A 23416-nucleotide genomic window follows, 5' to 3' on the forward strand; every position below is an offset into this window, starting at 1 on the left:
TTTTTTTCCAGCCTTTTGTCAATCAAAAGTTTACATATGTAAGGTAAGTTCTTACCTATAAGAATAAGAAGCTATGTTGGGATGCGTGTGACATACGGTTGCACGCGTTTTGGCGTGCTTGGAGGTTAATATGGGATTTTGGTCTCTCGGTGCTATTCGCCAGCCAAAGGCACAAGATATAAAATGGCGAAAAAGCCCACGTGGGGAGTACTACCGCCTGTTTATGATCGACGATATTTCAGAGCTTAGCCTGGATGGGGTCGGTGGCGTTTACTTGCTGTGGCATGGTGGCCTGAAGCCGTCTTGGCTGGTGGCCGGTGCAACAGAAGATCTTGGACACAGTTTTTCTGAACTGATGCGAGATCCGGATATTCGCGAATATGACACCCGTGGCGGGGTCTATATGAGCTGGTCACCGATCAAAGACAGTTTCAGGGAAGGTGTTGTGCATTTCATTGCCAAGCACACCAACCCGACCTTTGAATGCGATTATGACAGCAAGGAAGACCCGATACCGGTTCTGCTTCCGCGCTGATCAGGCAATAATATTCCCTACATTCAAAGCAAAAAGCTCCGCAAATGATTGCGGAGCTTTAAGCGCTTGTTACGGGAAAGTTTCCGGTTTTAAAGCTTTTTCAGAACAGCTTCGGCACTTGAAACTTCAAACGCTCCCGGTTCTTCGACGGCAATGTCGGTAACTTTGCCGTCTTCGACAATCATGGCGAAACGGTTGGCACGCTTGCCAAGGCCGCGGCCGGTCAGATCAAGTCCAAGCCCGGTCGCATCGACAAACGCCAAATCCCCGTCCGAAAGCATGGTGACGTCGTTGGCCTTTTCCGCATCGGCCCATGCCTGAAGGACAAAGGCATCGTTTGATGCAAGGCAGGCAATCTCATCGACACCTTTGGCTTTGATCTCATCGGCTTTGGCAACAAAGCCCGGAAGGTGTTTGGCCGAGCAGGTCGGGGTGAAAGCACCCGGTACGGCAAACAGGACAACTTTGCGACCTGCGAAGAATTCCTTGGAATTGACAGCTTCCGGACCGTCGCTGGTTGCGCGGAAAAGGGTAACTTCCGGGAGTTCGGAACCGACTGAAATGGTCATGGGTATCTCCGTTATTTGGCGCAATCCCGTTGACTGCGCACTGGATCGCATGCCGGAATCAAACACCAAATCTGCTTGGCATTCAATGCTTTCACGCAGAGTTTTTAACAGGTTTCATCTGCCTGACTTGAATTGGCAGCAATTTTGGGCCTGTGTGCGCCTTACCGCCTGCCTGTTCACAGGAGCGGAAACAAAACACTACGCGTTCCCAATCAGATGTGATCACTGAACGGAACTGGCAAGGCTTGCCGAACCGTTTGCATCTTCAAGCGCGCCAAGAACCTCGTCCACACCGAGCAACTCCGAAAGCAAAATGCCATCCGGTGCCCCCGGACCAAATACCGCATTGAAAGGGATGCCAAACCGGCCATAGGAGGCAAGGTAATCGGCAATCTTTTGATCCGGACGGGTCCAGTCGGCCTGCATCAGGACGACATTATCCTGCATCAATGCATTTCGGACGTCTGGCTTTTCGAGAACCAGCTTTTTGTTGACCTGACAGGTCACACACCATTCGGCCGTAACATCGATCACGACCGTCTTTCCATCGGCAACCAAACGATCAATGGTTTCAGGCGCAAACGCCTGCCAGACAAGTGTGCCATTGTCCGATGATGCGCTCGGCGACGACGGCGGTTGTGAAAAGCCGGGCGCAAACAGTGCAACCAAGAAGCCCAGTACCGCCAGTGACGTAAAGGCAAAGCGTGGACGCAGGTTTGATATGCGTTTGCGGGCCCAGACAAAGACGCAGCCCAAAATCAGGCCAAGCCCGACAACAATCGCACCACCCATGCCGATCTGGACCGACAGAATACCCAGAAGCCAGATCGCCGTGCCGATCAGGGCAAGACCCAGAACAACTTTGACACCATTCATCCAGCGACCGGGTTTGGGCAGAATATGTGCCACACGAGGTTGGATGGCGATGGCAAAATACGGCAGGGCCAAGCCGATCCCCAGCAAGGTGAAGATCCAGAAGATGTCGAACACACTACCAGCCAGTGCAAAACCAACCGCCGTGCCAAGGAACGGGGCAGAGCAGGGGGTTGCCAGCAAGGTGGCAAACATGCCGGTCAGGAAGTTGCTGCTGATATGGTGGCCGTGGCTTTCGCTGCGTGTGATGGCGTCATTTGCCGCGTTGCCAAGCTGATCCGGGCCGGAAATTTCAAACAGCCCCCACATATTCAGCGCAAACAGGGCAAGGATGATCGTCATAACCGTCAGGAACAGCGGTTGCTGGAACTGAATGCCCCAGCCAATGGTTCCCCCGGCCAGTTTGATGCCGACCAGAACAGCGGCAATCACCCAGAAGGATGTGATGATCCCGGCCGCACTGGCAAGAAAACCAATGCGCACCCCGTTAATGTCCTGTTCGCGGGCCTTAAGGGCTGACATGACCTTGATCGACAGGACCGGTAATACACAGGGCATGACATTGAGGATCAAACCGCCAAGCAAGGCGAACAAACCGATCATCCAGAAACTCATGCCTGCCGTTGCGCCCGCACGGGATGCTGTGTTTATGGCGGCGTTGCCATCACTGACAACAAGCTTTTGCTCAACAGAAAGCGGACCGGCAATGACGGTGACGGTGACCGGCTGATCTTTCAGTGTCTGGTCTTCGGCCAGGCCCATGACAGTCAGATCGAAATACTGAACATCCTCGTTGCTGCCCGTCGCGGCCGTTTGCGGTTCGGGCAGACCGAAACCCGCACGCAGGTCGCTTTCAATCAGGATGTCGTCAATGTCGACCCCGGCATCATCAAGGCCGCGAACACCCAGACGCAGGCTGTGTGCATCGCCCTGATTGATGCTGGAAATACTGGTGACTTCGATGGGAAGGCCGGTGCCACGCAGCGGCACCTTGGAAACAAACTTTTCGATCTGGTGGGCGTGGTTGCTTGCGATCGAGGTGCCCGCACCAGCGGTGGTACTGGCGGGGATATCAAGATTAAAGCTGGCATTTGCCGGAATGCAGATGTCGCTGCATACCAGATAATCGACATCGAGGCGGATCGCGACCGGCTGCGTCGGATCGGGGATCGCAACATCAATCGGCAGAATGATGTGATCCTTATAGCCGAATGTTTCGAGGCCAAAGATCGAAAAGCGATGAGGGGCCGGCCAAAGGATATTTGCGTCGCCGACATTTTCCGATCCGGTCCAATCAAGTTGCGGAGGGAAACCGGCATCGCCTGCGCTGCGCCAGTAAATCTTCCAGTCGGGTTGCAGCTCGTATTCAAGACCAAGGCGGAGTGTCTGTTTGCCGCCGGTTTCGGTTTGCGCACTGATCAGGCGAACTGACGTGAAGTCCTCATCGACCCAGTCGGTTGCCATATCCGATGCCGCCAGTGCAACAGAACTTGCGCCGATAGATGACAGGCAGATGGCAATCAAAAGAGCCAAGCGGGTGATAAGGTGGCGGAGCACGTGTTGTTCCTTAAGCACGAAAAACCGATTTGCGCAGTGTTGGCCAAACTTGTGGCACAGAAGAGGCGTAATTCCAGTCCCCATTCAAATCAAGCCACGACTGTGTGAACGCCCTATCACTAGCACATGCAGGCAGGGGCTTGTCCTGATCCAACGCAAAACGAGATGGATCCATTGCCATGGCAGTGCGTTACTACCTACATGAGGTATATGGGAATCCGGAATGTCAAACGACAAAAAACACGGTTTTCCGGGTTCTTGATGGAAATGGGCAGGTATTCGCGCTAGGCTCTGTGAAACAGGATAAAGAGAGTTGCGACATGGCAGAAGGTATAGGCACGGGTGATTATCTCGGCGGCAAGCTGTTGGTAGCGATGCCGGGCATGCGTGATCCGCGCTTTTCGCAAAGTGTGGTCTATATCTGTGCGCATAACAAAGACGGTGCGATGGGGCTGGTGATCAACCGCCTGATCGACAGCATCACTTTTCCGGAATTGCTTGAACAGCTTGGCATTGCACGCCCGGCACCGACCATCGAAGACATTCAGGTCCATTTTGGTGGCCCGGTTGAAAGCAGTCGTGGCTTTGTTCTGCACTCGACCGATTTCTCGAACGAGGCGACCCTTCATGTTGATCGTGGCGTGTCGGTGACAGCGACGGTTGATATTCTTGAACAGATTGCCATCGGCGAAGGCCCGCAAAGCCGCATTCTTGCCCTTGGCTATGCCGGGTGGCGCAGCGGGCAGCTTGAAAGTGAAATCCTTGCCAATGGCTGGCTTCATGTCGACGCCGATGCGGATTTGCTGTTTGATACCGATTGCGAAGACAAGTGGGAACAGGCGTTCTCGCGGCTTGGCTTTGCGCCGGAACTGCTTTCGGGTGAAGCCGGACACGCTTAAGGCGTCCTAGCCCAAAACCTTCAGAACCCGCCATAAGAAAAGCCTGCCAATCTGGCAGGCTTTTGCATTTCGGACAGTCTTGATGCGATCAATCAAACAGGGCGTCGATTTCTTCCTGTGAGAAGATCTGGTCGACTTCGTCCTGAGATACACGGTTGGCATTCTGCGGTGCCTTGGTGACGGTTTTGTCCAGATTGTCGAGGCCTTTGGGATCTGGCGGCAGGTCAAAGTCACCAAAGTCATCCTCACCCCAGATTTCGATCACGCGGTTCACGCGTTCCTCGATATACTTCATGGTGTTGACGACCTTGGTAATCCGCTGCCCGGTCAGATCCTGGAAGTTACAGGATTCAAAGACTTTCACCACAAGTTCGACAATGTCATCGGCCAGCCCTTGCGTGTAGTCATCCGGGGCGGCGGAACGGATATTGTGGGCAACCGCGTCAATCTTTTCGACGGTTTCAAGGATGTTGGCAGTCGCATCCTCGGTGGCGGCGACGACGGAATCAAGTTCACCCTTTACGATATTCAGGCGCGTGCCGCTGTCATCTTCGGGCGCGGTATAAAGGGCTGCGATTTCGCGTTTTGTTTCCTGAATGGAATTGGCAAGGGCGCGAACTTCGTTTTTGACCAGGCGCAGCTCATTGCGCGCGTCGGCCTGTTCGTCGTCTTCCGGGTCGATTGCCTTGTTCGCCTTTTTCTGCTCTTCGATCATCACGCGGATGTCGGTAAGCAATTCAAGCTTGAGATCTTCGATCGCGGTATGCAGGCTCGAAATGTCGGCACCACCGACAGAGCCATTCGCATCAGTCGGCATGTCGGTCGGCAAGGCGACCATGTCGCTCATGGTTTCGAGTTTATTGAGCAACCGCATTTCCGCGGTAAATAGTCTTTTACTTCCTGAGCGTGCCATAGACGAACCTCTGTCTTTGAACCGTCTGCATCGGGCAGCAACCTGGCTGGTTGCGGTGCACGGAACATCGGGAATGCATACGTTTTGGTAGAATAGTCCGCAAAGCTGATATATCCAACCGAATTTCTATCCGTGATATTGGGGAAAAGTCCGCTCAATTAAAGGGTTCGGACAGTATTTTTGCATTTGGTTTCTTACGGCCTGCCTCATGCCAGTATCCGAATCGTTGGCAAAATCGATCCTGGAGCGGTCTGTTGCGAAAAATCAGCCCGGATCAGGACGCTGTCAGGATGACGTAACGTCGTGTTGATCCGGCGATGTAAGGATCGCGTAGGATTTGAAAAGAAACGGCTTTAGCCATTGGTTGAAGTGATTCTAACGAGTTTTGCGCATATATTGCAAAGCAGCATTCGTTTGGAAGGTGAAAATCGGCCATGCGGAATGGCGGTTTTTCTATCCAAGGGTGGGTGTTTAGAACGATTTCAGTCAAAACCACTGCGCTAATTTGATGGATTATCAAATACATTTTTTGTGCAACGCAGCGAGGTTTTTTCTGGAACAGGTGTCGAAGATACGCTATTTGCCTGCGTTACCAATGTACTTTCATGTGCAGGCTATTTAAGAATAAGATATGTCAGAGGAAATGCTCCGGCCCGTTGATTTTTAATCTTTGGTTGAAGCGGTGAAATGTCCCCCGCAGGGCACGTGACGCCGGGTCAACAAAAGCAGACGGGGGTGGGGAAGAGTGAGGCATATCGCCTTGAGATGTAATGCGAGGGGGCAGATTCGCATGTCGATCAAGAAGCTATTTCCCATTCTGTTGTTGGGATTGGCGGTACTTACCGGGTTAGACAGTGCAGCGATTGCTGCCGTTGGTCAGCCCGAGCCGTGGCAGCTTGGGCTGCAGGACCCGGTTTCACCGGTGGCTGTTGAAGGCCAGAAATTCTTTAATTTGCTTACATGGCTGATGACGATCATTACCGTGATCGTATTGGCTTTGTTGCTCTATGTGCTTTTCCGCTTCAGCGCAAAACGCAACCCGGTACCGTCAAAAACAACCCACCACACCCTTCTTGAAGTGGTTTGGACGGTTGTGCCGGTTCTTATTCTTCTTGTCATTGCGATCCCGTCCTTCCGTCTGCTGTATTTCGCAGACCGCGTTGAGGATGCCGACCTTACCCTTAAGATTATCGGCAAGCAGTGGTACTGGACCTATGAGTATCCGGATAACGGCAACTTCACGTTTGATTCTCTTATGATCGATCAGGAAACTGCTGTTGCCGAAGGCTTGAACCGCCTTCTGGATGTGGACAATCCCGTTGTCCTGCCGGTGGATCAGAACATCCGTCTTATCATGACGTCTGATGACGTGATCCATAACTGGGCCATGCCGTCGCTGTTCATCAAGCTTGATGCCGTTCCTGGCCGACTGAACGAAACCTGGACCCGCATTCCAGGCGAGTATGCCGGTACGACATTCTATGGTCAGTGTTCCGAGCTTTGCGGCGTAAACCACGCCTATATGCCGATCGCTGTCAAAGCTGTTACGATGGAAGAATACGAGGCCTGGGTAGCCAAGGCCCAAGAACAGTTCGCATCTGCTGATTTGCCGTCTGCGGTATCAGTGGCATCGGCAGAGTGAGGGAGAGACTAATGGCTCACGCTGACACACATGATCACGATCATACCCCCGGCTTCTTTGCCCGTTGGTTCCTGTCGACTAACCACAAGGATATCGGGACTCTTTATCTTCTCTTCTCAGTGATCGCCGGTTTGATCGGTGGCGCGTTCTCGGTCTGGTTCCGGATGGAACTGGCTCAGCCGGGAACCCAGGTCATTGATGATCCGCACTTCTTCAACGTGCTGGTCACTGCACACGGCATGATCATGGTCTTCTTTGTTGTCATGCCCGCCATGATTGGCGGTTTTGGCAACTGGTTCGTTCCGATCATGATTGGCGCGCCGGATATGGCGTTCCCGCGTTTGAACAACATTTCGTTCTGGCTGATTGTTCCGGCCTTCATCCTGCTGATGCTTTCAGCAGTGGTTGGCAGTGGTGCCGGGACCGGCTGGACGGTTTACCCGCCGCTTTCGGGCGTGCTGGGGCATCCGGATGCGTCGGTTGACCTCGCGATCTTTGCGCTGCACCTTGCCGGTGCCAGCTCGATCCTTGGTGCGGTGAACTTCATCACCACTATTTTCAACATGCGTGCGCCGGGCATGACCCTGCACAAGATGCCGCTGTTTGCATGGTCGATGCTTGTGACAGCCTTCCTGCTTCTGCTGGCGGTGCCGGTTCTTGGTGGCGCGATCACCATGCTTCTGACTGACCGTAACTTTGGCACGGACTTCTTTAATCCGGCCGGCGGTGGTGACCCGATCCTGTATCAGCACCTGTTCTGGTTCTTCGGTCATCCGGAAGTGTACATCATGATCCTCCCGGGCTTTGGCATCATCAGTCACATCATCTCGACCTTCTCGCGCAAGCCGGTCTTCGGCTATCTCGGGATGGCCTATGCGATGGTGGCAATTGGTGTTGTCGGCTTTATCGTGTGGGCGCACCACATGTACACAGTCGGCATGGATGTTGACACCCGGGCATACTTCACAGCGGCAACGATGGTGATTGCGGTGCCGACCGGGGTTAAGATCTTTTCGTGGATTGCGACCATGTGGGGCGGCTCGATCTCGCTTCGCGCTCCGATGCTTTGGGCGATCGGCTTCATCTTCCTGTTCACTGTGGGCGGTGTGACAGGTGTGATGCTGGCGAACTCGGGCATGGATCTGCCGCTGCATGACACCTATTTTGTTGTGGCGCACTTCCACTACGTGCTGTCGCTTGGTGCGGTCTTCTCGATCTTTGCGGGCTTCTATTACTGGTTCAGCAAAATGTCGGGCTACGAGATTTCCGATCTCGGTGCGAAGATCCACTTCTGGCTGTTCTTCATCGGGGTTAACCTGACCTTCTTCCCGCAGCACTTCCTGGGGCTTGCTGGCATGCCACGTCGTTATGCCGACTACCCGGATGCGTTTGCAGGCTGGAACATGGTTTCGTCTTATGGCGCTTACATCTCGTTTGCCGCGACCATCTTCTTCCTCGGTGTGGTGGCGCATGCCTTCATCCGTGGCAAGAAGGCCGAGGCAAATCCGTATGGTGAAGGTGCCGATACGCTGGAATGGACTGTGAGCTCTCCGCCGCCGTTCCATACCTTTGACGAACTGCCGCGTATCAAGTAAGTGATCCTGGTTTAAGTCCCCCGCAGACCCCGGTTTGCGGGGGACATCCTACCGCCCCGAAAGAGAAGACCAGAGTTCAAATGACCAAGCAGGCTGCCAACCAGACCATCGCACTCGAAAACGCAGTATCGCTGCCGGTTTCCGATGTGCGCGACTATATCGCATTGCTTAAGCCGGGCGTGATGACCCTTGTGGTTTTCACCGGTGCTGTTGGTTTGTTGATTGCCCCGGGCTCCATTCATCCGTTCCTTGGACTCGTCGCAATCGCCTGTATTGCCGTTGCCAGTGGTGCGGCTGCATCGATTAACATGTGGTATGATCGCGATATCGATATCCACATGAAACGTACCCAGAACCGACCGATTCCGGCCGGGCGGGTGCCCGCAGACGAGGCTTTGTCACTTGGCATTGCCCTGTCGATCGTCTCGGTAACCGTCATGGCGGTTGCCATCAATTTTGCGGCTGCGGCTTTGCTTGCGGTGTCGATCGCGTTTTACGTGTTCGTTTACACCATGTGGCTTAAGCGCAGCACACCACAGAATATCGTCATTGGCGGTGCCGCCGGGGCCTTTCCCCCGATGATCGGCTGGGCGTCGGTGACCGGCGGGATTGATATCAATTCAATCGCGCTGTTCATGATTATCTTTATGTGGACACCGCCGCATTTCTGGGCGCTGGCACTGTTCCGTTGTGGCGATTACGCCAAGGTCGGGGTGCCGATGATGCCGGTTGTTGCCGGTGAAGCCGCAACCAAAAAGCAGATGCTGGTTTATACCATTCTGCTGTTGCCGGTGACGCTTGTGCCGGTTGCGACCGGATTGCTTGGTGTCTTTTACGCCGTGACTGCGGGCCTGACGGGGCTTTGGTTCCTGCGTCATGCGGTTCGTGTTCTGCGCAATGCGGAGGAACGCGCCCCGCACAAGATGTTTGGCTATTCGATCCTGTATCTGTTTGTCCTGTTCGGGGCGATGGTTGCAGACGTCTGGCTTGGCGGGTTGATCGCATGAGTGAGGAACCCAAAATGAACAAGGCGGAACTCGACGCGTTCTATGCCAAGCGCAAAAAGAAGAACTGGGCCTTTCTGGTTATCCTGACCAGCCTGATCGTCCTGTTTTTTGCGATCACGATTTTGAAGATGAGCTAGGAAACTATGGCTGATCAGAAACACACAGATAGTATCAAGGCACGCAACAAGCGCGTTTTGCTGAGCTGTGTTGTCGTCGTTGGCGGCATGATCGGTCTGTCCTATGCATCAGTACCGCTTTATGAACTGTTCTGTCAGGTCACCGGCTTTGGCGGGACGCCGCAGGTGGGCAAAGACGCCGGCGTTGAAGTCTCGGAAAAGACCATCAAGGTTCGGTTCAATGCCGATGTGAATTCCGGCCTGCCGTGGCAGTTCAAACCCGAACAGCGTGAAATCACGGTGCGTCTGGGCGAAGACAATCTGGCCCATTACGTGGCCGAAAACATGTCGGTCAAGCCGATCACCGGTCAGGCTGTCTATAATGTGACGCCGCTCAAAGCCGGGCAGTATTTCAGCAAGATCGCGTGTTTCTGTTTTGACGAGCAAACCCTTCAACCGGGCGAGCGCGTTGACATGCCGGTCAGTTTCTATGTCGATCCGGCAATTGCCGACGACATCAATACCCAGGACGTGAAGACGATTACCCTGTCATACACTTTCTTCAAATCCGAGGCATCGGTGGAAGCAAATGACGGGAACGAAGATCAGGGAGGCTGACAGAACACGGTTTCGTGGACTGGACGGTCTTTGGTTAACAAAGCGAACTTAGAGTTTCTTTTGTAAGGATTGAGGGGGGCAAGGAATGAGTGATCATGCACAAAAGCATCCGTTCCACCTGGTAGACCCGAGCCCGTGGCCGCTGGTGGCTGCGGCGTCCGCCGGTCTTTTTACCGGTGGTATGGTCATGTTCATGCATTCGGACCGTGCGCCGGCTGACTTCTGGCTGGCGGCGATCGGCATTGCAGGCATTCTGTTTGTGATGTTCCGTTGGTGGAGCAACGTGATCAGCGAATCACACATCTATCATAACAAGGTCGTTCAGATCGGCCTGCGTTATGGGATGTCGCTGTTCATCGCATCCGAGGTGATGTTCTTTGTCGCCTTCTTCTGGGCATTCTTCCACAACGCGTTTGTGATCTTCAGCCCCGGCGTGACCGAATGGCCGCCCGCAGGCGTTGAAGTGCTTGATCCATGGGATCTGCCGTTCCTGAACACCCTGATCCTGTTGCTGTCGGGTTGCACCCTGACCTGGGCGCATCATGGGATCCTTGAAGGCAAGAAAAAGGACCTTGTTCAGGGTCTGGCACTGACCGTTGGTCTTGGCGTCATCTTCCTGTTCCTGCAGGCATATGAATACAGCCACGCGGCATTTGGCTTCTCTGACAACATCTATTCCTCGACCTTCTACATGGCGACCGGGTTCCATGGTTTCCATGTGTTTGTCGGAACGGTGTTCCTGGCGGTCTGCCTTGTGCGCGCAATGAAAGATGGCTTCAAGCAGGATCATCATTTCGGTCTCGAAGCAGCAGCCTGGTACTGGCACTTCGTTGACGTTGTCTGGCTGTTCCTGTTCTTTGCCGTTTACATCTGGGGTGGCGAATAAGTCGTCGTCAGGTGACACAAAAGATCATGGATGATTATTATCCAAACCTTTCCCCCATTCGTACCGGGTTGGCATGCAAATGCCCCCGCTGCGGTGGGGGAAAGTTGTTTTCGGGCTATTTGAATGTGCGTGAAACCTGCGAGGTTTGCGGACTGGATTTGCGCGGCCATGATTCTGGTGATGGTCCGGCTGTGTTCATCATCTTTATTCTCGGATTTCTGGTGGTGCCGATGGCGCTATGGGTCGAAATGACCTATATGCCTCCACTCTGGCTGCACGCGGTTGTGTGGGGACCGGTGATCATTGGTTTGACGCTGGTCTTGCTAAGGCCGCTTAAAGGCATCATGGTGGCGCTGCAATACCGCCACCGATCGACATCCGAACAGGACTGACCCTTCATGCCACTTCTTAAAACGCGTCCCAGTCTGGCGATGAAAATTTCCGCCGGACTGTCTCTGATCATTCTTTTGGGGCTTGGTTCCTGGCAGGTTGACAGACTGTTCTGGAAAAAAGACCTGATCGAAATGCGTCAGGCGCAGGCACAGATGCCACCAATTGCCGTGCCGACCGATACCATCCTTGACCCCGATATGGCATTTCGCGCGGCCTACGCCGAAGGTCGTTACCTGAACGATCAGGAAAAATACCTGATGGCGCGCACCCGGCGCGGCAATGTCGGTTTTCAGTTGATCACCCCGCTTGAACAGGAAGATGGGCGAATCATTCTGGTCAATCGCGGCTGGGTGCCGCAGGATTACCGCGAACCTGAAACCCGCCCCGACAGCCTGATCGAGGGTCCGGTGCGTGTATCGGGTGTGTTGCGTCTGCCAAGTGAAAAGCATTGGGCACAGCCGGAAAATGACGCGATCCGTAATCAGTGGTTCTATGTCGATGTCAATCACATGGCCGAAGATACCGGTGCCGACCTTGCCAGCCCGTATTATCTCGAACTCGACGATACGCCGATCCCGGGCGGATTGCCGATTGGCGGGCAGGCAAAGGTTGAGTTACCCAACAACCATCTGGAATATGCCATCACCTGGTATAGCCTGGCACTTACCCTGATCGTGATGTTTGTCCTTTATCACCGCCGCCCAAGCAGCGATGACGAAAAAGACGCGCAAGCCTGATCTTGTCGCCACCAGTTGACTGATATTTTGCGGACAGCAACCGGACTGCCCGCGCAGGAGTTCCCATGACAGAAGCGTATAAAAAGCTCGAAGCCCGTTTTCACCGTATGAGTGTCCTGTCCGGTATTAGCGGGATGTTGCACTGGGATATGGCTGTGATCATGCCGGACGGCGGCGCAGATGCCCGTTCCGAACAGCTTGCAACATTGAGTGTTCTGGAGAACGAACTGATCAATGCGCCGGATCTGGGTGATTTGACCAGCAGTGCGGAAAGCGAGCAGCTTGACGATTGGCAGCAGGCCAATCTGGCGGAGATGAAGCGCGCATGGGTTCATGGCACGGCGGTGCCGGCCGATCTGGTGGAGAAAATGTCACGGGCGGAAACCCGCTGTGAAGTGGCATGGCGCAAGGCGCGCGCCGACAACGATTTCAAGGGACTCCTGCCGCACTTGCAGGAAGTGCTTGATCTGTCGATTGAGGCGGGCAAAGCCAAGGCAGAGGCATTGGGTACCTCGGTATATGATGCGCTGTTGGATCAATATGATCCGATGATGCGCTCTGATCGGATTGATAGCTTGTTTGCCGAGTTGGAAAGCTTCCTGCCCGATTTCACTGCCGATGTGATCGAACGCCAGAAATCCGAAGACAAGCCGGTTAAGCCAACCGGTCCGTTCCCGGTTGAAACGCAAAACCGGATTGGCCTTGATCTGATGAAGGCGGTTGGTTTCGATTTTGATCACGGACGGTTGGACATTTCCCATCATCCGTTCTGTGGCGGCATTCCGGAAGATGTGCGTTTGACCACGCGCTATGACGAGAATGATTTTACCTCGGCCATCATGGGGGTTCTGCACGAAACCGGCCATGCCATGTATGAGCGCGGATTGCCCGCCGATTGGCAAAATCAGCCTGTGGGCAAGGCGCGTGGCATGACGATGCATGAAAGCCAGTCGCTTTTGGTGGAAATGCAGGCCTGCCGGTCAGAAGAGTTTCTGACCTATGCCGGACCGGTGTTCAAGGCAGCCTTTGGCGGTGACAACGCCGCGTGGGGGGCTGCAAACCTGCACCGCCTTTATACCTGCGTTGAGCCGGGCCTGATCCGTGTTGATGCCGACGAGGTGACCTATCCCGCACATGTGATCTTGCGCTATCGGTTGGAGCGCGCGCTGATCGAAGGCGACATGAAGCTTTCTGATCTGCCGGGTGCCTGGAACGAGTTGATGCAGAAACTTCTGGGTATTGTCCCCGAAGATGACCGCAATGGTTGCATGCAGGATATCCACTGGCCATCGGGTGCATGGGGATATTTCCCGACCTATACGTTGGGGGCGATGGCAGCAGCGCAAATCTTTGCCGCAGCCAAGGAATCCAACCCTGAAATACCCAACGCATTGTCGCGTGGTGATTTCGCCCCGTTGATGAGTTGGCTTCGCACAAACATTCACAGTCAGGCTTCAAGCAAATCCACCGATGCCATCCTTGAGGCCGCGACCGGAAAGCCCCTTGGCGTGGATGCGTTCAGAACCCATCTTGAGAATAGGTACGGCCAGTAAATTCAATTGAATGGGTCCGGCAATCTGCTAGCATTGATTTATTGATCGGTGATACACGCTGCCATCGATCCTCGGGACAAGAAGTTCCCAAACCTTTCATGGGCTCTGCAAACACATGGGCATAACCGACGGCAACAAGAAGGTGATGGACCGACAGGTCTTTGCCATCGATCAGGTTATTTTCCGCGAAGGAAAGCCTGGAAACGCTGCCTATGTCGTGCAGGAAGGCAAAGTTGAAATCTTCAAGACGCTGGGCGAAGGCAAAGAGGTTATTCTGGGCTCGATCGAGGCCGGTGGTCTGTTTGGCGAACTTGCGCTTGTCGATAATCAGCCGCGCATGGCCTCTGCCCGGGCCAAAGAACGTACCGTTTTGATCGCGATCAGCCGCCAGACGTTTGAAAAGAAAATGTCGGGGTCGGACCGTTTTATCAAAGCCGTTTTGCGAATCCTTCTGGGCAACTACCGCACGGTCGTGCGCCGGGCGGCATTGGCTGAGTCGAAGCTCAAGGAACATGGCATCCCGCTTGACGGTTAGGGTGGGCTGAATGCGGGGTGGGGCCGTGGCTTGCGCGATAATGCGTAAAGCACGGCAGGCTTGCTGGATTGTCCCTTGACTATATCTGCTCAAACCCTCACTAAATCAGGCTTTGGCGTGTTGTTTGGCGGCGATTTGTACCCAAATGCACGCAACCGATATTCGCCTTATGCAGGAGCAGGTCTAGTGCGCTATGTCAGCACGCGGGGAAGCGCCCCCGTTTTGCAGTTCGATGAAGTTCTTCTTGCCGGTCTGGCCCGTGACGGGGGGCTTTATGTTCCCGAAACATGGCCGACCTTTTCCAAGGATGACATTCGTGCGCTGCGAACTCTGACTTATGCCGAAGTGGCCTTCAAAGTCATCCAGCCGTTTGTTGCAGGCACTGTTGATGACGACGCCCTTAAGACCATTCTTGAAGATACCTATCGCGGCTTTGATCACGAAGCGGTCGCACCGCTTAAACAGCTTGGCCCGAATGACTGGGTGATGGAGCTGTTCCATGGCCCGACGCTGGCGTTCAAGGACTATGCGCTTCAGGTGGTTGGTCGCCTGTTTGACCATGTTCTGGCCAAACGTGGCGAGCGGATCACGATTGTGGGGGCGACGTCGGGTGATACCGGGTCGGCAGCGATTGAAGCCTGCCGGGATCGCGAAAATATCGACATCTTCATTCTGCATCCCAAAGGCCGCGTTTCGGAAGTGCAGCGTCGTCAAATGACGACCATCCTGTCGGACAATGTGCACAACGTTGCCGTCGAAGGTTCGTTTGATGATTGCCAGGATCTGGTCAAGGCGTTGTTTAACGACCATGGCTTCCGCGATGAAGTTGGCCTGTCGGCGGTGAATTCGATCAACTGGGCGCGCATCATGTGCCAGATCGCTTATTACTTCTGGGCGGGTGTGCAGCTTGGCTCGCCGGAACGCGAAATTTCCTTCTCGGTGCCGTCGGGCAACTTCGGCAACGTTTATGCCGGTTATGCCGCCATGCAGATGGGGCTTCCGATCAAACAGTTCGTGGTTGGTGCCAACCGCAATGACATTCTGGCCCGTTTCTTTGAAACCGGGACCATGAAGATGGAGGGCGTTGAGCCGTCGCTCAGCCCGTCGATGGATATTCAGGTCAGCTCGAATTTTGAACGTCTGATGTTTGATCTTTATGACCGTGATGGGCTTGCGATTGCCGAGATGCTGACCAAGTTCCGTGAAACCGGTGTTATGGAAATGTCGCAAGGCCAGTTTGGCCGTGCGCGTGAACATTTCGATGGCTATCGATTGAGTGACGATGAAACCAAGGCGGCGATCAAGGATGTGTTGGCGACCAGTGGCGAACTGGTGGATCCGCATTCGGTGATTGGCATCGTTTCGGGCCGTCAGTGCAATCGGGACAAATCGGTACCGATGGTGGCACTGGCAACCGCACATCCGGCGAAATTCCCCGATGCGGTCAAGCAGGCGTCGGGCATCTATCCGGACTTGCCGCCGCGTCTTTCTGATCTATATGACCGACCTGAAAAGGTCGAACCAATGTCCAACGATGTGGCGGCCTTGATGGCGCATGTCCGCAAGAACCGGCGTGCAGCCTGAAGACCAGCCATGGTTGGGAAAAGAATGCGAAACAGGAGTAATGCTATATGACAGTCGAGCTCACCCAGCTTGACAATGGAATGATTGTCGCGACTGACCGCCTTGATCATGTGCAGTCGGTTGCCTTGGGCACGTGGGTTGATGTCGGGGCGCGTAACGAGACGCCTGACATTAACGGCATTTCCCATATGCTTGAACATATGGCGTTCAAGGGCACGCGTCGTCGTTCCGCGCTTCAGATTTCCGAAGAAATCGAAGCAGTTGGCGGGCAGATGAATGCCTATACCTCGCGCGAGAACACGGCCTATTATTGCAAGGTCCTGCACGAAGATCAGGAACTGGCGATTGATGTGATTGCCGATATCCTTCAGCATTCCACACTGGATGCGAAGGAACTTGAACGCGAACGCCAGGTGATCTTGCAGGAAATCGGTCAGGCCAATGACACGCCTGATGACATCATTTTCGATTATTTTCAGGAAACCGCCCTGCCAAATCAGGCGCTGGGGCGTTCGATCCTGGGTAGTCCGGAAAATGTATCGTCGCTCAGCCGTGATCATCTGTTTGATTTCATGTCGCGCCGTTATAGCCCGAAACGCATGGTGTTTTCGGCATCGGGCAAGGTCGAACATAATCGCGTTGTCGATATGGTCGCCAAGAAATTCGACAGCCTTCCGGCTCATGAAGATCACGAGATGGAGCCGCTTAAATACGAAGGCGGCAGCCGGATCGAAAACCGCAAGCTTGAACAGGTGCATGTGATCTTTGGTCTGCCGACCGTGTCCTACACCGATGACAGCTTCTATGACCTGCAGGTGTTCAACACCCTTCTGGGGGGCGGCATGTCATCGCGCCTGTTCCAGGAAATCCGTGAAAAGCGCGGGCTGGTTTATTCGGTCTATAGCTTCTCGTCGCACTATGTTGATGGTGGCTTGTTCTCGATCTATGCCGGGACCGGTGCCAATGACGTTGGCGAATTGATGCCGGTCATGTGTGATGAACTGGTCCGTGCGACCGAGGATCTGACCGAGGAAGAAGTCGCACGTGCACGTGCGCAGCTTAAGGCATCTGTGGTGATGGCGATGGAAAGCAATTCCGGTCGCTGTGAAACACTGGCCCGTCAGATCCAGATTTTCGGCCGCCCGCAAAGTATGGAAGAAATCGTTGAAAAGATCGACGGTGTTGACCTTGAAAGCGTGCGTCGTTCCGGCAAGGCATTGCTGGATGGCACGCCGACCGTGACGGCCCTTGGTCCTGTCGACCAGATGCCGTCCTACGATGATCTGGCGGCACGCCTGCGTAGCTAGGCTCACGCGATCTTTAACACATTAACGGCACCTGCCTGACCCGGCTGGTGCCGTTTCTTTTTGCGACGTACTCTAGGCTGGTGTATCCCGGTAGCAGGACAGTTCGTGGAAAGTGCAGTATGCAATATGCCTTTGACATAGGGGGCTCGAATATCGAGTTCGGTGTTTTTGATGCGGGTGGGGCGATGGTGCTTCATCGCAAGGCATCAACACCGCGTGATGACCGCGATGCCTTTGTCAAAACCCTTGCGGGATTTGTGCATGAGGCCGATGAGCAATATGGCAAATGCCCGGTCGGCATCAGTCTTGCCGGCGGGATGGATCCGCAAACCGGGTCGGTCATTTCTGCCAATATTCCGGCCATCAAGGATTGGCTGCTGGCGGCCGAACTTTCAGGCATTCTGGACCGTCCTGTTCTGGTCGAAAATGACGCCGATTGTTTTGCCTTGGCCGAGGCAACAACAGGTGTGGCCCAAAACGCCCGCACCGTCTTTGCCATTATCCTTGGCACCGGGGTTGGTGGCGGCATTGTGTTCAATGGCCAATTCGTTGGCGGCAACAGCGGTATCCGAGGTGAATGGGGGCACGGCAATGATGTCACCGGTAGCCTCATCAAACATGACCTGTCGGCTGTTGCCTGCGGCTGCGGGCGCAAAGGGTGCCTTGATAGCTGGGGCGGGGCGCGTGGGCTTGAACGGATTTACGCGCAACTCCATGATCAGGCACCTGCAAGCCACGACATCACAACTGCATGGCTGGCCGGGGATGACAAGGCAGCACGGGTTATCGACATCTATTGTGATCTGGTTGCCCGTGAATTGGCATTGATGATCAATGTTCTTGATCCGGACTGCGTCCCGGTGGGCGGCGGATTGGCATCCGAGACGGCCTTGATCGCAGAGATCGACACCCGGGTCCGCAAGCACGCCTTGGGGCGCTATGACGTGCCGCTGGTGGTGCCCGGTGCCTATGCCCGGGATGGCGGGTTGCGGGGGGCGGCCCTGTTGCACCAGATGACAGTCCGACCGAAATCCGCATAACCGACCCGGTCATATCAGAAAAATATTATCCAATCAGAAGAATGGCCTATGCCTTGGTATGCTTACGGTTTAGAATTTGCCGCATGCGATTATCGGACTTAATTGTCGCACTATAACAAGGCTTTATGACTGGCGTTTTTGTGCAAGGCCGTGCCAGTCAAAAAATGGGAAATCACATGACCACCGAGTTTGAGACCGATCATCAGGGCGAAATGGCCAAAATGTTCGAACAGCGTGTTGAGGCGATCCTGAAGCTCGGTATTGAGCAGTTTGGTCTGCCAGTCGGCATCTTTAGTGCGATTGGCGAACAGACCTATGAAATTCGACAGGTGTTTCATCCTGAAAATGTCCTGACCCCGGGCATGGAATTCGATCTTGATGAGACATTCTGCAGTCAGGTTATTTCGGCCAGCAAAGTCTTTGCCTTTCATGATGTCAGCGAAAGCGAACTGGGATCGCATCCGGCGGGCGAGAAATTCGGGTTTGCCGCCTATCTTGGCGCACCGATTGTTGTCGAAGGCGAATGCATCGGGACCCTTGCATATGGCAGCCCCGTCCCGGTGAAGGCCTTTACCAAGCACGATATCGATCTGGTGCAGCTTTTTGCCGACTCAATCGGGCAGGCGGTTGCCCATATCCACGATCGCAAGGCACTTGATCAGGCGCGCAAGGATATCGAGCTTTCGGCCAATACCGATCCGCTGACGGGGCTTTACAATCGCCATTACATGGAAGGTATCTTGCGAACGGAGCTTGAACGTTCAAACCGTTATGGCAATGCGGTTGTGATCGGGATGGTCTATTTCGATAATCTCAAGAACCTGAATGAGAACTTTGGCTACGATGCCGGTGATGCCGCGCTAAAACTGTTTGCCAAGGTGGCCTCGGGCATGAAGCGCGAAACCGATGTCATCGCGCGCTGGAGCGACAAGGAATTCATTATCCTGATGCCTGAAACCGGGGCCGCAGGTGCGCTTAACTACCTACAACGCTTGACCGAGCGCGTCGGTGCCGAGGATTTCGAGGCCGGAAGCGCACACCCGAAGCTTACACTCAGCATCGGCCTTGGCATCGCCGAGGCGGGCGATACGCTTGATAAACTGGTGTCGCGCGCCAGCATAGCCATGCACCAGTCAAAGCAGTCTTGAACGGATAATGTGTGGTCGCACCTTCGTGTGCGGCCATGTTGCATCAAGCGGGCAAAAGAAAACCGCTTTGAGGAAAACCTCAAAGCGGTTTGTCTTGGCTGGGGCGGTAGGAGCCTAAATCGAATAGGCCTCAATCCATTGAGCGTGTTGATTTTGTTGACTTTAAAAGACCCCGTGTACTAGGAACGTGTACTACCAACGTGTACCACCGGGACCAAAAATGGCCGATACAAGCTACCTTAAGAAACGCCGTCAGACGTGGTACTTCGCAATGAAAATCCCGGTGGATGTGCGTCATGCCTTCGATGGAAAGTCAGAGGTTGTTAGGTCGCTTGGAACGCGTGATTTGACTAAGGCGCAAAGTGCCCGGTGGCCGCTGGTAGCAGAGTATAAAGCCCGGATTGATGTAGTTCGAGGGCATCGTGAGTTAACACCTGCCGAAATCGAAGACCGGGCCAACCATGAATTCGACCGTGCTTTGCAAGAAATGCAAGAGTATCAACAGGATGAAGATGCTTGTGGCATCCTGATCGGCCATGAAGGCGACAAGATTGAGACGGGTCGGCTCAGTGATTTAGAATACGCCATGTCATTTGCCCGTATCAAAGCAGCTAATGGCCGGATAGCAGCATTGAACGGAAAGCCCTTTGAGCGTCCTTTGACCTTCGGTCGCTCCGCCATTGATCCGTTGACCCTGAGACCTGTAACCGCAGCGAAGAAGAAAGCCAAAGGAGCTTCTTTCAAGGATGTAGCAACGCGGTATCTTGAAGAAATACAACGTGACAGTGGAGCGAGGATTACCGCGCAAACACAAGGTCAATATGAGGCAGTATTCCGCCTGTTTGATAAGTGGGCCGGTAGCCCGGAGCTGGAAGACATCGACCGGGCAAAGGCGTCGAAGTTCCTGACCCTTGTTAGTAGTCTTGATCCCCATTGGGGCCGTAGTTCTAAGACGAAAGAACGCACCTTCAGCGAGATCATCGAGCTATATGGCAATCATGAGGTTGGTCTCAGTAACCGCACTATTAACCGCTTTTCGATGGCTTTGGGGCTCGTCTGGAAGTGGGCCAAGCGTGTTGGTGAGTTTAATGGAGAGAACCCTTGGGAGGGGCAGCAAAGGCGTGAGGGCGAGCGACGTAAGGTTGGCAAGCTTCCCTTTACTTCAGACGAACTTAGTTTGTTGCTGCGGCACAAGCCCAAAGTTGCTCCCGAGAAGCCGAATTATGAGACAACCCTGCAATGGGTCTGCTGGATTGCGGCCTATAGTGGGATGCGATTGAATGAAATCTGTAATCGGACCATAGCAGACATCAAGCAGAAGGACGGTGTTTGGTGCTTTGACATCACGAATGCCAAGACAGAGGCGGGTGATCGTCTTGTGCCAATCCATAGCCGTCTGATCGAAGTGGGCTTTATCGACTATTTGAAGCGTCAGGACGGCGATTGGCTGTTTCCGGCTCTCAAGCCCGGTGGACCGGACCAGAAGCGTTCTTGGTACCTTTCAAAGACATTCACGACCTATCGCCGCAAGCTTGGCGTGACGCATCTTAACCCGGACAACAAACGTGACCGGGTGGATTTCCATTCATTCCGACGCAGTGTTATTCAGGTCTTGGAACGTGCAAGGCTTCCGCAAACAGAAGTGGCGCAGGTTGTCGGACATGAGAAGGCAGGTATCACCTTTGGTACCTATAACCCTGATGGGTTGGAGATTTCGACACTTAGGGAAGTTGTGGAAGCGATCCGCTATCCCGAACTGAATGCACCCGCTGTCATGCCTAAGTTAGCTGAATAAAAATTTCGTCTGCGTTCCACAAGTGGGAAGTATTCAAGCTGATGATGTCTCACACGAAACTGAATGGTGCTCTCCACAAGTGAAATACATCGTTGAAATAATTGAATTTTTTGTGTTGACGGTATGATCCTTGGTGACTCATGGTTGGCTTGTTTTCAACCATGTGCAAGAGGAAAAATCATGCGTTTTACCATTGGTCACAGCTTCAAAATCGAACCCGGTTATATCCACCTTCCGTACTTTGGGTCTCTCTATTGGGAGCGTTCTAGTCATGCGAAATGGGGCAAACTTGAAACGGAACAGCATGACCGGGAGATTGAAGGAATATGGGGGCGCTGGCGGTTTGTTCTGACCTCCAATTGCCGCCTTCTTGCCGATCAACAAAGCTCTTTGAGTTTGGTATAGGTGGGGCAGGAGATGTTCCGAACCCCTTCCGCAAGACCCATAAACGCTACCAAAGCTTTCTTTGAGTGTAACCCGATCCTTAAAGAAATAGTTTTGTCTGCTTCCGAGGCAGCGCATTATTTCTCAGGAGCGGACCGAAACGCTATTGCTTTGGAACGGGAAGATGCACTCATTCGAGTATATGAGGCGATGGTCTATTGGGCGGAATACCCCGATCTTCCATTTGAGTTTCAAGCAGAGACAACAGTTTTAGATAACTTGTTCGAAGCTCTCTTTGTTGGAGTTCGCGGGATAAGATCGAGCATAACTCACGACGTATTGCGTGATGCTGAGAAGGTGACGCGGTTTCTTATATGGCGCTCTTTTGGGGGGCATGACCCGAACGAGCCAATCGTATCTCTCGAATATCAAAAACCAAGAGCCAGATCGAAACGTACTCAGAAACTAAAAGTTGAAGACTGAAGAAATCTGCGGTTTTGACAATTAGGTACCCCCTTAGAATGAACAACGTGTCAACTAAACGGAGTACCTCAAAGTGAGCCCTTCTTTTTGCACCATGACTGATCCCGAATGTCTATCTGATAAAGCTATCGAGGATCAGTTCCACGAGATTTCGGACGTGTTTTCCAATATATTGGAAGGTCTTGATGACCGTAGAGACCAAAGGTTGGAGCGAGAAAATATAGAGTTGCATCGTTGGACAAATGCTCGGGATATCTGCCAAGAACTTTATATCGCTTATGATGATTATCAGGCGGCAGAAAGACTTGGTATTTCTCGTGATATCGTCAAAGACTACTTGGTAGAGTCTCCATTGACCAAGGCTTTACAGCACAAAGTGAAGGCTTGGGACGCTCCATCCTGCCTGTTGGAAATTTTGATTTACCGGGAATGGCTGCAAGCAGAACGGTCGCGCCGTTCTTCAACGGCTTCCGGCGGTTCCACAACGCAGAACTAAGCAACGCTTGAAGGCATTTCCAGCGGGACTCCAGGGAAACAAAAACGCCCCGAAAACAAATCTCGGGGCGCATTTGTCTATCTAAGCATCAAGACCGCTGCTGCGATCAAAGCACGTATCACGGCAGGTTCGATGTATATCAACATCCTAAACCTCTAAGTTACGCGATAGCTAGTTCTCCAGTTCCCCAAAAAAGGTCCAATAGTTGACCTATAGACTGCAATTGAGGTACAAAATTTGTTGTTACTAAAAATTTTTGTAGCACTAACTACCGCAGTTTATGTTTGCAAAAATTCGAAAGGGTGCTCTTGCCGGAGCGCCCTTTTCTTTTTGCGACGACTTAACTCCCTCACTTTACCAGCCCGGCTTGTCACCAAAAAGAAATAAGTTTGCAAGATGATGACGTTTCCTACGTAACGTTACGTAGAGATTCTTTGGGTTATTTGGGGCATCAATTTTTTAGGAAAACCACTTTTTTGCTAATTTCTGATGCCGACTCGGAAGATATGATTTTCCTAATATTCAATATTTCATGCACCGACTTGTGGTGGTTTTTGGGTCAAAAATCTGAATGGGTATACGCTATGACCGAAGCGGCGATTTCCCCCCTGTAGGGGCCCGTGTCGTTTCGTTCTCGTATGCTGTGGCTATAACGCAAAGGGGTGGGGTGGGTGCTTGGAGTGCCCTCCTCCCTACTGAAAAGTAGTGTTGTAACGCCCACAACGTTCGTTGACATTTGTAACATCCTGTC

General features: G+C 53.4%; 23 protein-coding genes. 20 read left to right on the forward strand and 3 right to left on the reverse strand.

All coding sequences use genetic code 11. The features are described 5' to 3' along the window. The first annotated feature begins 130 nt into the window (after window positions 1-130). A complete protein-coding gene (locus AC5Q5A_RS03265; RefSeq protein ID WP_040822685.1) occupies window positions 131-535 on the forward strand; it encodes a hypothetical protein in 405 nt (134 codons plus the stop codon). A gap of 89 nt (window positions 536-624) precedes the next feature. Here the strand turns inward: AC5Q5A_RS03265 and AC5Q5A_RS03270 are convergent, their stop codons facing one another. Beyond that, a complete protein-coding gene (locus AC5Q5A_RS03270) occupies window positions 625-1104 on the reverse strand; it encodes a peroxiredoxin (RefSeq protein ID WP_008889192.1) in 480 nt (159 codons plus the stop codon). A gap of 222 nt (window positions 1105-1326) precedes the next feature. After that, complete coding sequence (locus AC5Q5A_RS03275; protein WP_493894319.1) at window positions 1327-3534, reverse strand: protein-disulfide reductase DsbD family protein; 2208 nt, start codon at window positions 3532-3534, stop codon at window positions 1327-1329. A 320-nt stretch (window positions 3535-3854) separates the two neighbouring features. On the opposite strand from AC5Q5A_RS03275, the gene AC5Q5A_RS03280 reads away from it, so the two are divergent. Next, window positions 3855-4433, forward strand: a complete 579-nt coding sequence (locus AC5Q5A_RS03280; protein WP_493894320.1) for a YqgE/AlgH family protein — start codon at window positions 3855-3857, stop codon at window positions 4431-4433. Between the two features lie 88 nt (window positions 4434-4521). On the opposite strand, the gene AC5Q5A_RS03285 is transcribed toward AC5Q5A_RS03280, so the two are convergent. Then, window positions 4522-5307 carry a hypothetical protein gene (locus AC5Q5A_RS03285; RefSeq protein ID WP_064779841.1) on the reverse strand — a complete coding sequence of 262 codons (786 nt, stop codon included), beginning with the start codon at window positions 5305-5307 and terminating at the stop codon, window positions 4522-4524. Between the two features lie 829 nt (window positions 5308-6136). Between AC5Q5A_RS03285 and coxB the strand changes: the two genes are divergently transcribed. The 18 genes from coxB (at window position 6137) to AC5Q5A_RS03375 (ending at window position 22665) form a co-directional block, all read left to right on the forward strand. Continuing rightward, window positions 6137-6988, forward strand: a complete 852-nt coding sequence (gene coxB, locus AC5Q5A_RS03290) for a cytochrome c oxidase subunit II (RefSeq protein ID WP_338183906.1) — start codon at window positions 6137-6139, stop codon at window positions 6986-6988. 11 nt (window positions 6989-6999) lie between these two features. Further along, window positions 7000-8583, forward strand: a complete 1584-nt coding sequence (ctaD, locus tag AC5Q5A_RS03295) for a cytochrome c oxidase subunit I (protein ID WP_338183904.1) — start codon at window positions 7000-7002, stop codon at window positions 8581-8583. Between the two features lie 80 nt (window positions 8584-8663). Continuing rightward, the gene (gene cyoE, locus AC5Q5A_RS03300; RefSeq protein WP_197146034.1) at window positions 8664-9590 is read left to right on the forward strand and encodes a heme o synthase; all 927 of its coding nucleotides are present in this window, start codon (window positions 8664-8666) and stop codon (window positions 9588-9590) included. Then, window positions 9587-9727: a cytochrome c oxidase system small membrane protein gene (locus AC5Q5A_RS03305; protein ID WP_157097699.1), complete on the forward strand. Its 141-nt coding sequence runs from the start codon at window positions 9587-9589 to the stop codon at window positions 9725-9727. Before cyoE ends, AC5Q5A_RS03305 begins: the two co-directional genes overlap by 4 nt. A gap of 6 nt (window positions 9728-9733) precedes the next feature. Further along, the gene (locus AC5Q5A_RS03310; protein ID WP_338183900.1) at window positions 9734-10324 is read left to right on the forward strand and encodes a cytochrome c oxidase assembly protein; all 591 of its coding nucleotides are present in this window, start codon (window positions 9734-9736) and stop codon (window positions 10322-10324) included. An 85-nt stretch (window positions 10325-10409) separates the two neighbouring features. Continuing rightward, entirely contained in the window at window positions 10410-11210 is an 801-nt protein-coding gene (locus AC5Q5A_RS03315) for a cytochrome c oxidase subunit 3 (RefSeq protein WP_008889200.1), read from the forward strand. 104 nt (window positions 11211-11314) lie between these two features. Beyond that, on the forward strand, window positions 11315-11602 hold the full coding sequence (locus AC5Q5A_RS03320; RefSeq protein WP_493894321.1) for a DUF983 domain-containing protein: 288 nt from the start codon (window positions 11315-11317) through the stop codon (window positions 11600-11602). A gap of 6 nt (window positions 11603-11608) precedes the next feature. Next, window positions 11609-12340 (forward strand): SURF1 family protein, encoded by a 732-nt coding sequence (locus AC5Q5A_RS03325; RefSeq protein ID WP_287450872.1) that lies wholly within the window; start codon window positions 11609-11611, stop codon window positions 12338-12340. Between the two features lie 65 nt (window positions 12341-12405). Further along, window positions 12406-13893, forward strand: coding sequence for a carboxypeptidase M32 (locus AC5Q5A_RS03330; RefSeq protein ID WP_493894322.1), 1488 nt, complete (start codon window positions 12406-12408; stop codon window positions 13891-13893). Window positions 13894-14008: 115 nt separating this feature from the next. Next, complete coding sequence (locus AC5Q5A_RS03335; RefSeq protein WP_063088567.1) at window positions 14009-14428, forward strand: cyclic nucleotide-binding domain-containing protein; 420 nt, start codon at window positions 14009-14011, stop codon at window positions 14426-14428. A gap of 186 nt (window positions 14429-14614) precedes the next feature. Next, the gene (gene thrC, locus AC5Q5A_RS03340; protein ID WP_493894323.1) at window positions 14615-16012 is read left to right on the forward strand and encodes a threonine synthase; all 1398 of its coding nucleotides are present in this window, start codon (window positions 14615-14617) and stop codon (window positions 16010-16012) included. A gap of 47 nt (window positions 16013-16059) precedes the next feature. Continuing rightward, a complete protein-coding gene (locus AC5Q5A_RS03345) occupies window positions 16060-17319 on the forward strand; it encodes a M16 family metallopeptidase (protein WP_008889206.1) in 1260 nt (419 codons plus the stop codon). A 119-nt stretch (window positions 17320-17438) separates the two neighbouring features. Next, window positions 17439-18359, forward strand: a complete 921-nt coding sequence (locus tag AC5Q5A_RS03350; RefSeq protein WP_493894324.1) for an ROK family protein — start codon at window positions 17439-17441, stop codon at window positions 18357-18359. Between the two features lie 176 nt (window positions 18360-18535). Next, window positions 18536-19507, forward strand: a complete 972-nt coding sequence (locus AC5Q5A_RS03355; protein ID WP_493894325.1) for a sensor domain-containing diguanylate cyclase — start codon at window positions 18536-18538, stop codon at window positions 19505-19507. Between the two features lie 220 nt (window positions 19508-19727). Next, a complete protein-coding gene (locus AC5Q5A_RS03360; protein WP_493894326.1) occupies window positions 19728-21302 on the forward strand; it encodes a DUF6538 domain-containing protein in 1575 nt (524 codons plus the stop codon). A gap of 180 nt (window positions 21303-21482) precedes the next feature. Next, the gene (locus AC5Q5A_RS03365; protein ID WP_493894327.1) at window positions 21483-21707 is read left to right on the forward strand and encodes a hypothetical protein; all 225 of its coding nucleotides are present in this window, start codon (window positions 21483-21485) and stop codon (window positions 21705-21707) included. A 12-nt stretch (window positions 21708-21719) separates the two neighbouring features. Beyond that, the gene (locus AC5Q5A_RS03370; RefSeq protein WP_493894328.1) at window positions 21720-22169 is read left to right on the forward strand and encodes a hypothetical protein; all 450 of its coding nucleotides are present in this window, start codon (window positions 21720-21722) and stop codon (window positions 22167-22169) included. A gap of 73 nt (window positions 22170-22242) precedes the next feature. Beyond that, entirely contained in the window at window positions 22243-22665 is a 423-nt protein-coding gene (locus AC5Q5A_RS03375) for a hypothetical protein (RefSeq protein ID WP_493894329.1), read from the forward strand. Window positions 22666-23416 lie beyond the last annotated feature (751 nt).

The organism is Thalassospira sp. CA1 (genome assembly GCF_059052855.1).

Bases quoted from the DNA above. Each gene is read 5' to 3' on its own strand.
- AC5Q5A_RS03265 (WP_040822685.1), top strand. From the start codon at position 131: ATGGGATTTTGGTCTCTCGGTGCTATTCGCCAGCCAAAGGCACAAGAT.
- AC5Q5A_RS03270 (WP_008889192.1), bottom strand. From the start codon at position 1,104: ATGACCATTTCAGTCGGTTCCGAACTCCCGGAAGTTACCCTTTTCCGC.
- AC5Q5A_RS03280 (WP_493894320.1), top strand. From the start codon at position 3,855: ATGGCAGAAGGTATAGGCACGGGTGATTATCTCGGCGGCAAGCTGTTG.
- AC5Q5A_RS03285 (WP_064779841.1), bottom strand. From the start codon at position 5,307: ATGCGGTTGCTCAATAAACTCGAAACCATGAGCGACATGGTCGCCTTG.
- coxB (WP_338183906.1), top strand. From the start codon at position 6,137: ATGTCGATCAAGAAGCTATTTCCCATTCTGTTGTTGGGATTGGCGGTA.
- ctaD (WP_338183904.1), top strand. From the start codon at position 7,000: ATGGCTCACGCTGACACACATGATCACGATCATACCCCCGGCTTCTTT.
- cyoE (WP_197146034.1), top strand. From the start codon at position 8,664: ATGACCAAGCAGGCTGCCAACCAGACCATCGCACTCGAAAACGCAGTA.
- AC5Q5A_RS03305 (WP_157097699.1), top strand. From the start codon at position 9,587: ATGAGTGAGGAACCCAAAATGAACAAGGCGGAACTCGACGCGTTCTAT.
- AC5Q5A_RS03310 (WP_338183900.1), top strand. From the start codon at position 9,734: ATGGCTGATCAGAAACACACAGATAGTATCAAGGCACGCAACAAGCGC.
- AC5Q5A_RS03315 (WP_008889200.1), top strand. From the start codon at position 10,410: ATGAGTGATCATGCACAAAAGCATCCGTTCCACCTGGTAGACCCGAGC.
- AC5Q5A_RS03325 (WP_287450872.1), top strand. From the start codon at position 11,609: ATGCCACTTCTTAAAACGCGTCCCAGTCTGGCGATGAAAATTTCCGCC.
- AC5Q5A_RS03330 (WP_493894322.1), top strand. From the start codon at position 12,406: ATGACAGAAGCGTATAAAAAGCTCGAAGCCCGTTTTCACCGTATGAGT.
- AC5Q5A_RS03335 (WP_063088567.1), top strand. From the start codon at position 14,009: ATGGGCATAACCGACGGCAACAAGAAGGTGATGGACCGACAGGTCTTT.
- AC5Q5A_RS03345 (WP_008889206.1), top strand. From the start codon at position 16,060: ATGACAGTCGAGCTCACCCAGCTTGACAATGGAATGATTGTCGCGACT.
- AC5Q5A_RS03350 (WP_493894324.1), top strand. From the start codon at position 17,439: ATGCAATATGCCTTTGACATAGGGGGCTCGAATATCGAGTTCGGTGTT.
- AC5Q5A_RS03355 (WP_493894325.1), top strand. From the start codon at position 18,536: ATGACCACCGAGTTTGAGACCGATCATCAGGGCGAAATGGCCAAAATG.
- AC5Q5A_RS03360 (WP_493894326.1), top strand. From the start codon at position 19,728: ATGGCCGATACAAGCTACCTTAAGAAACGCCGTCAGACGTGGTACTTC.
- AC5Q5A_RS03365 (WP_493894327.1), top strand. From the start codon at position 21,483: ATGCGTTTTACCATTGGTCACAGCTTCAAAATCGAACCCGGTTATATC.
- AC5Q5A_RS03370 (WP_493894328.1), top strand. From the start codon at position 21,720: ATGTTCCGAACCCCTTCCGCAAGACCCATAAACGCTACCAAAGCTTTC.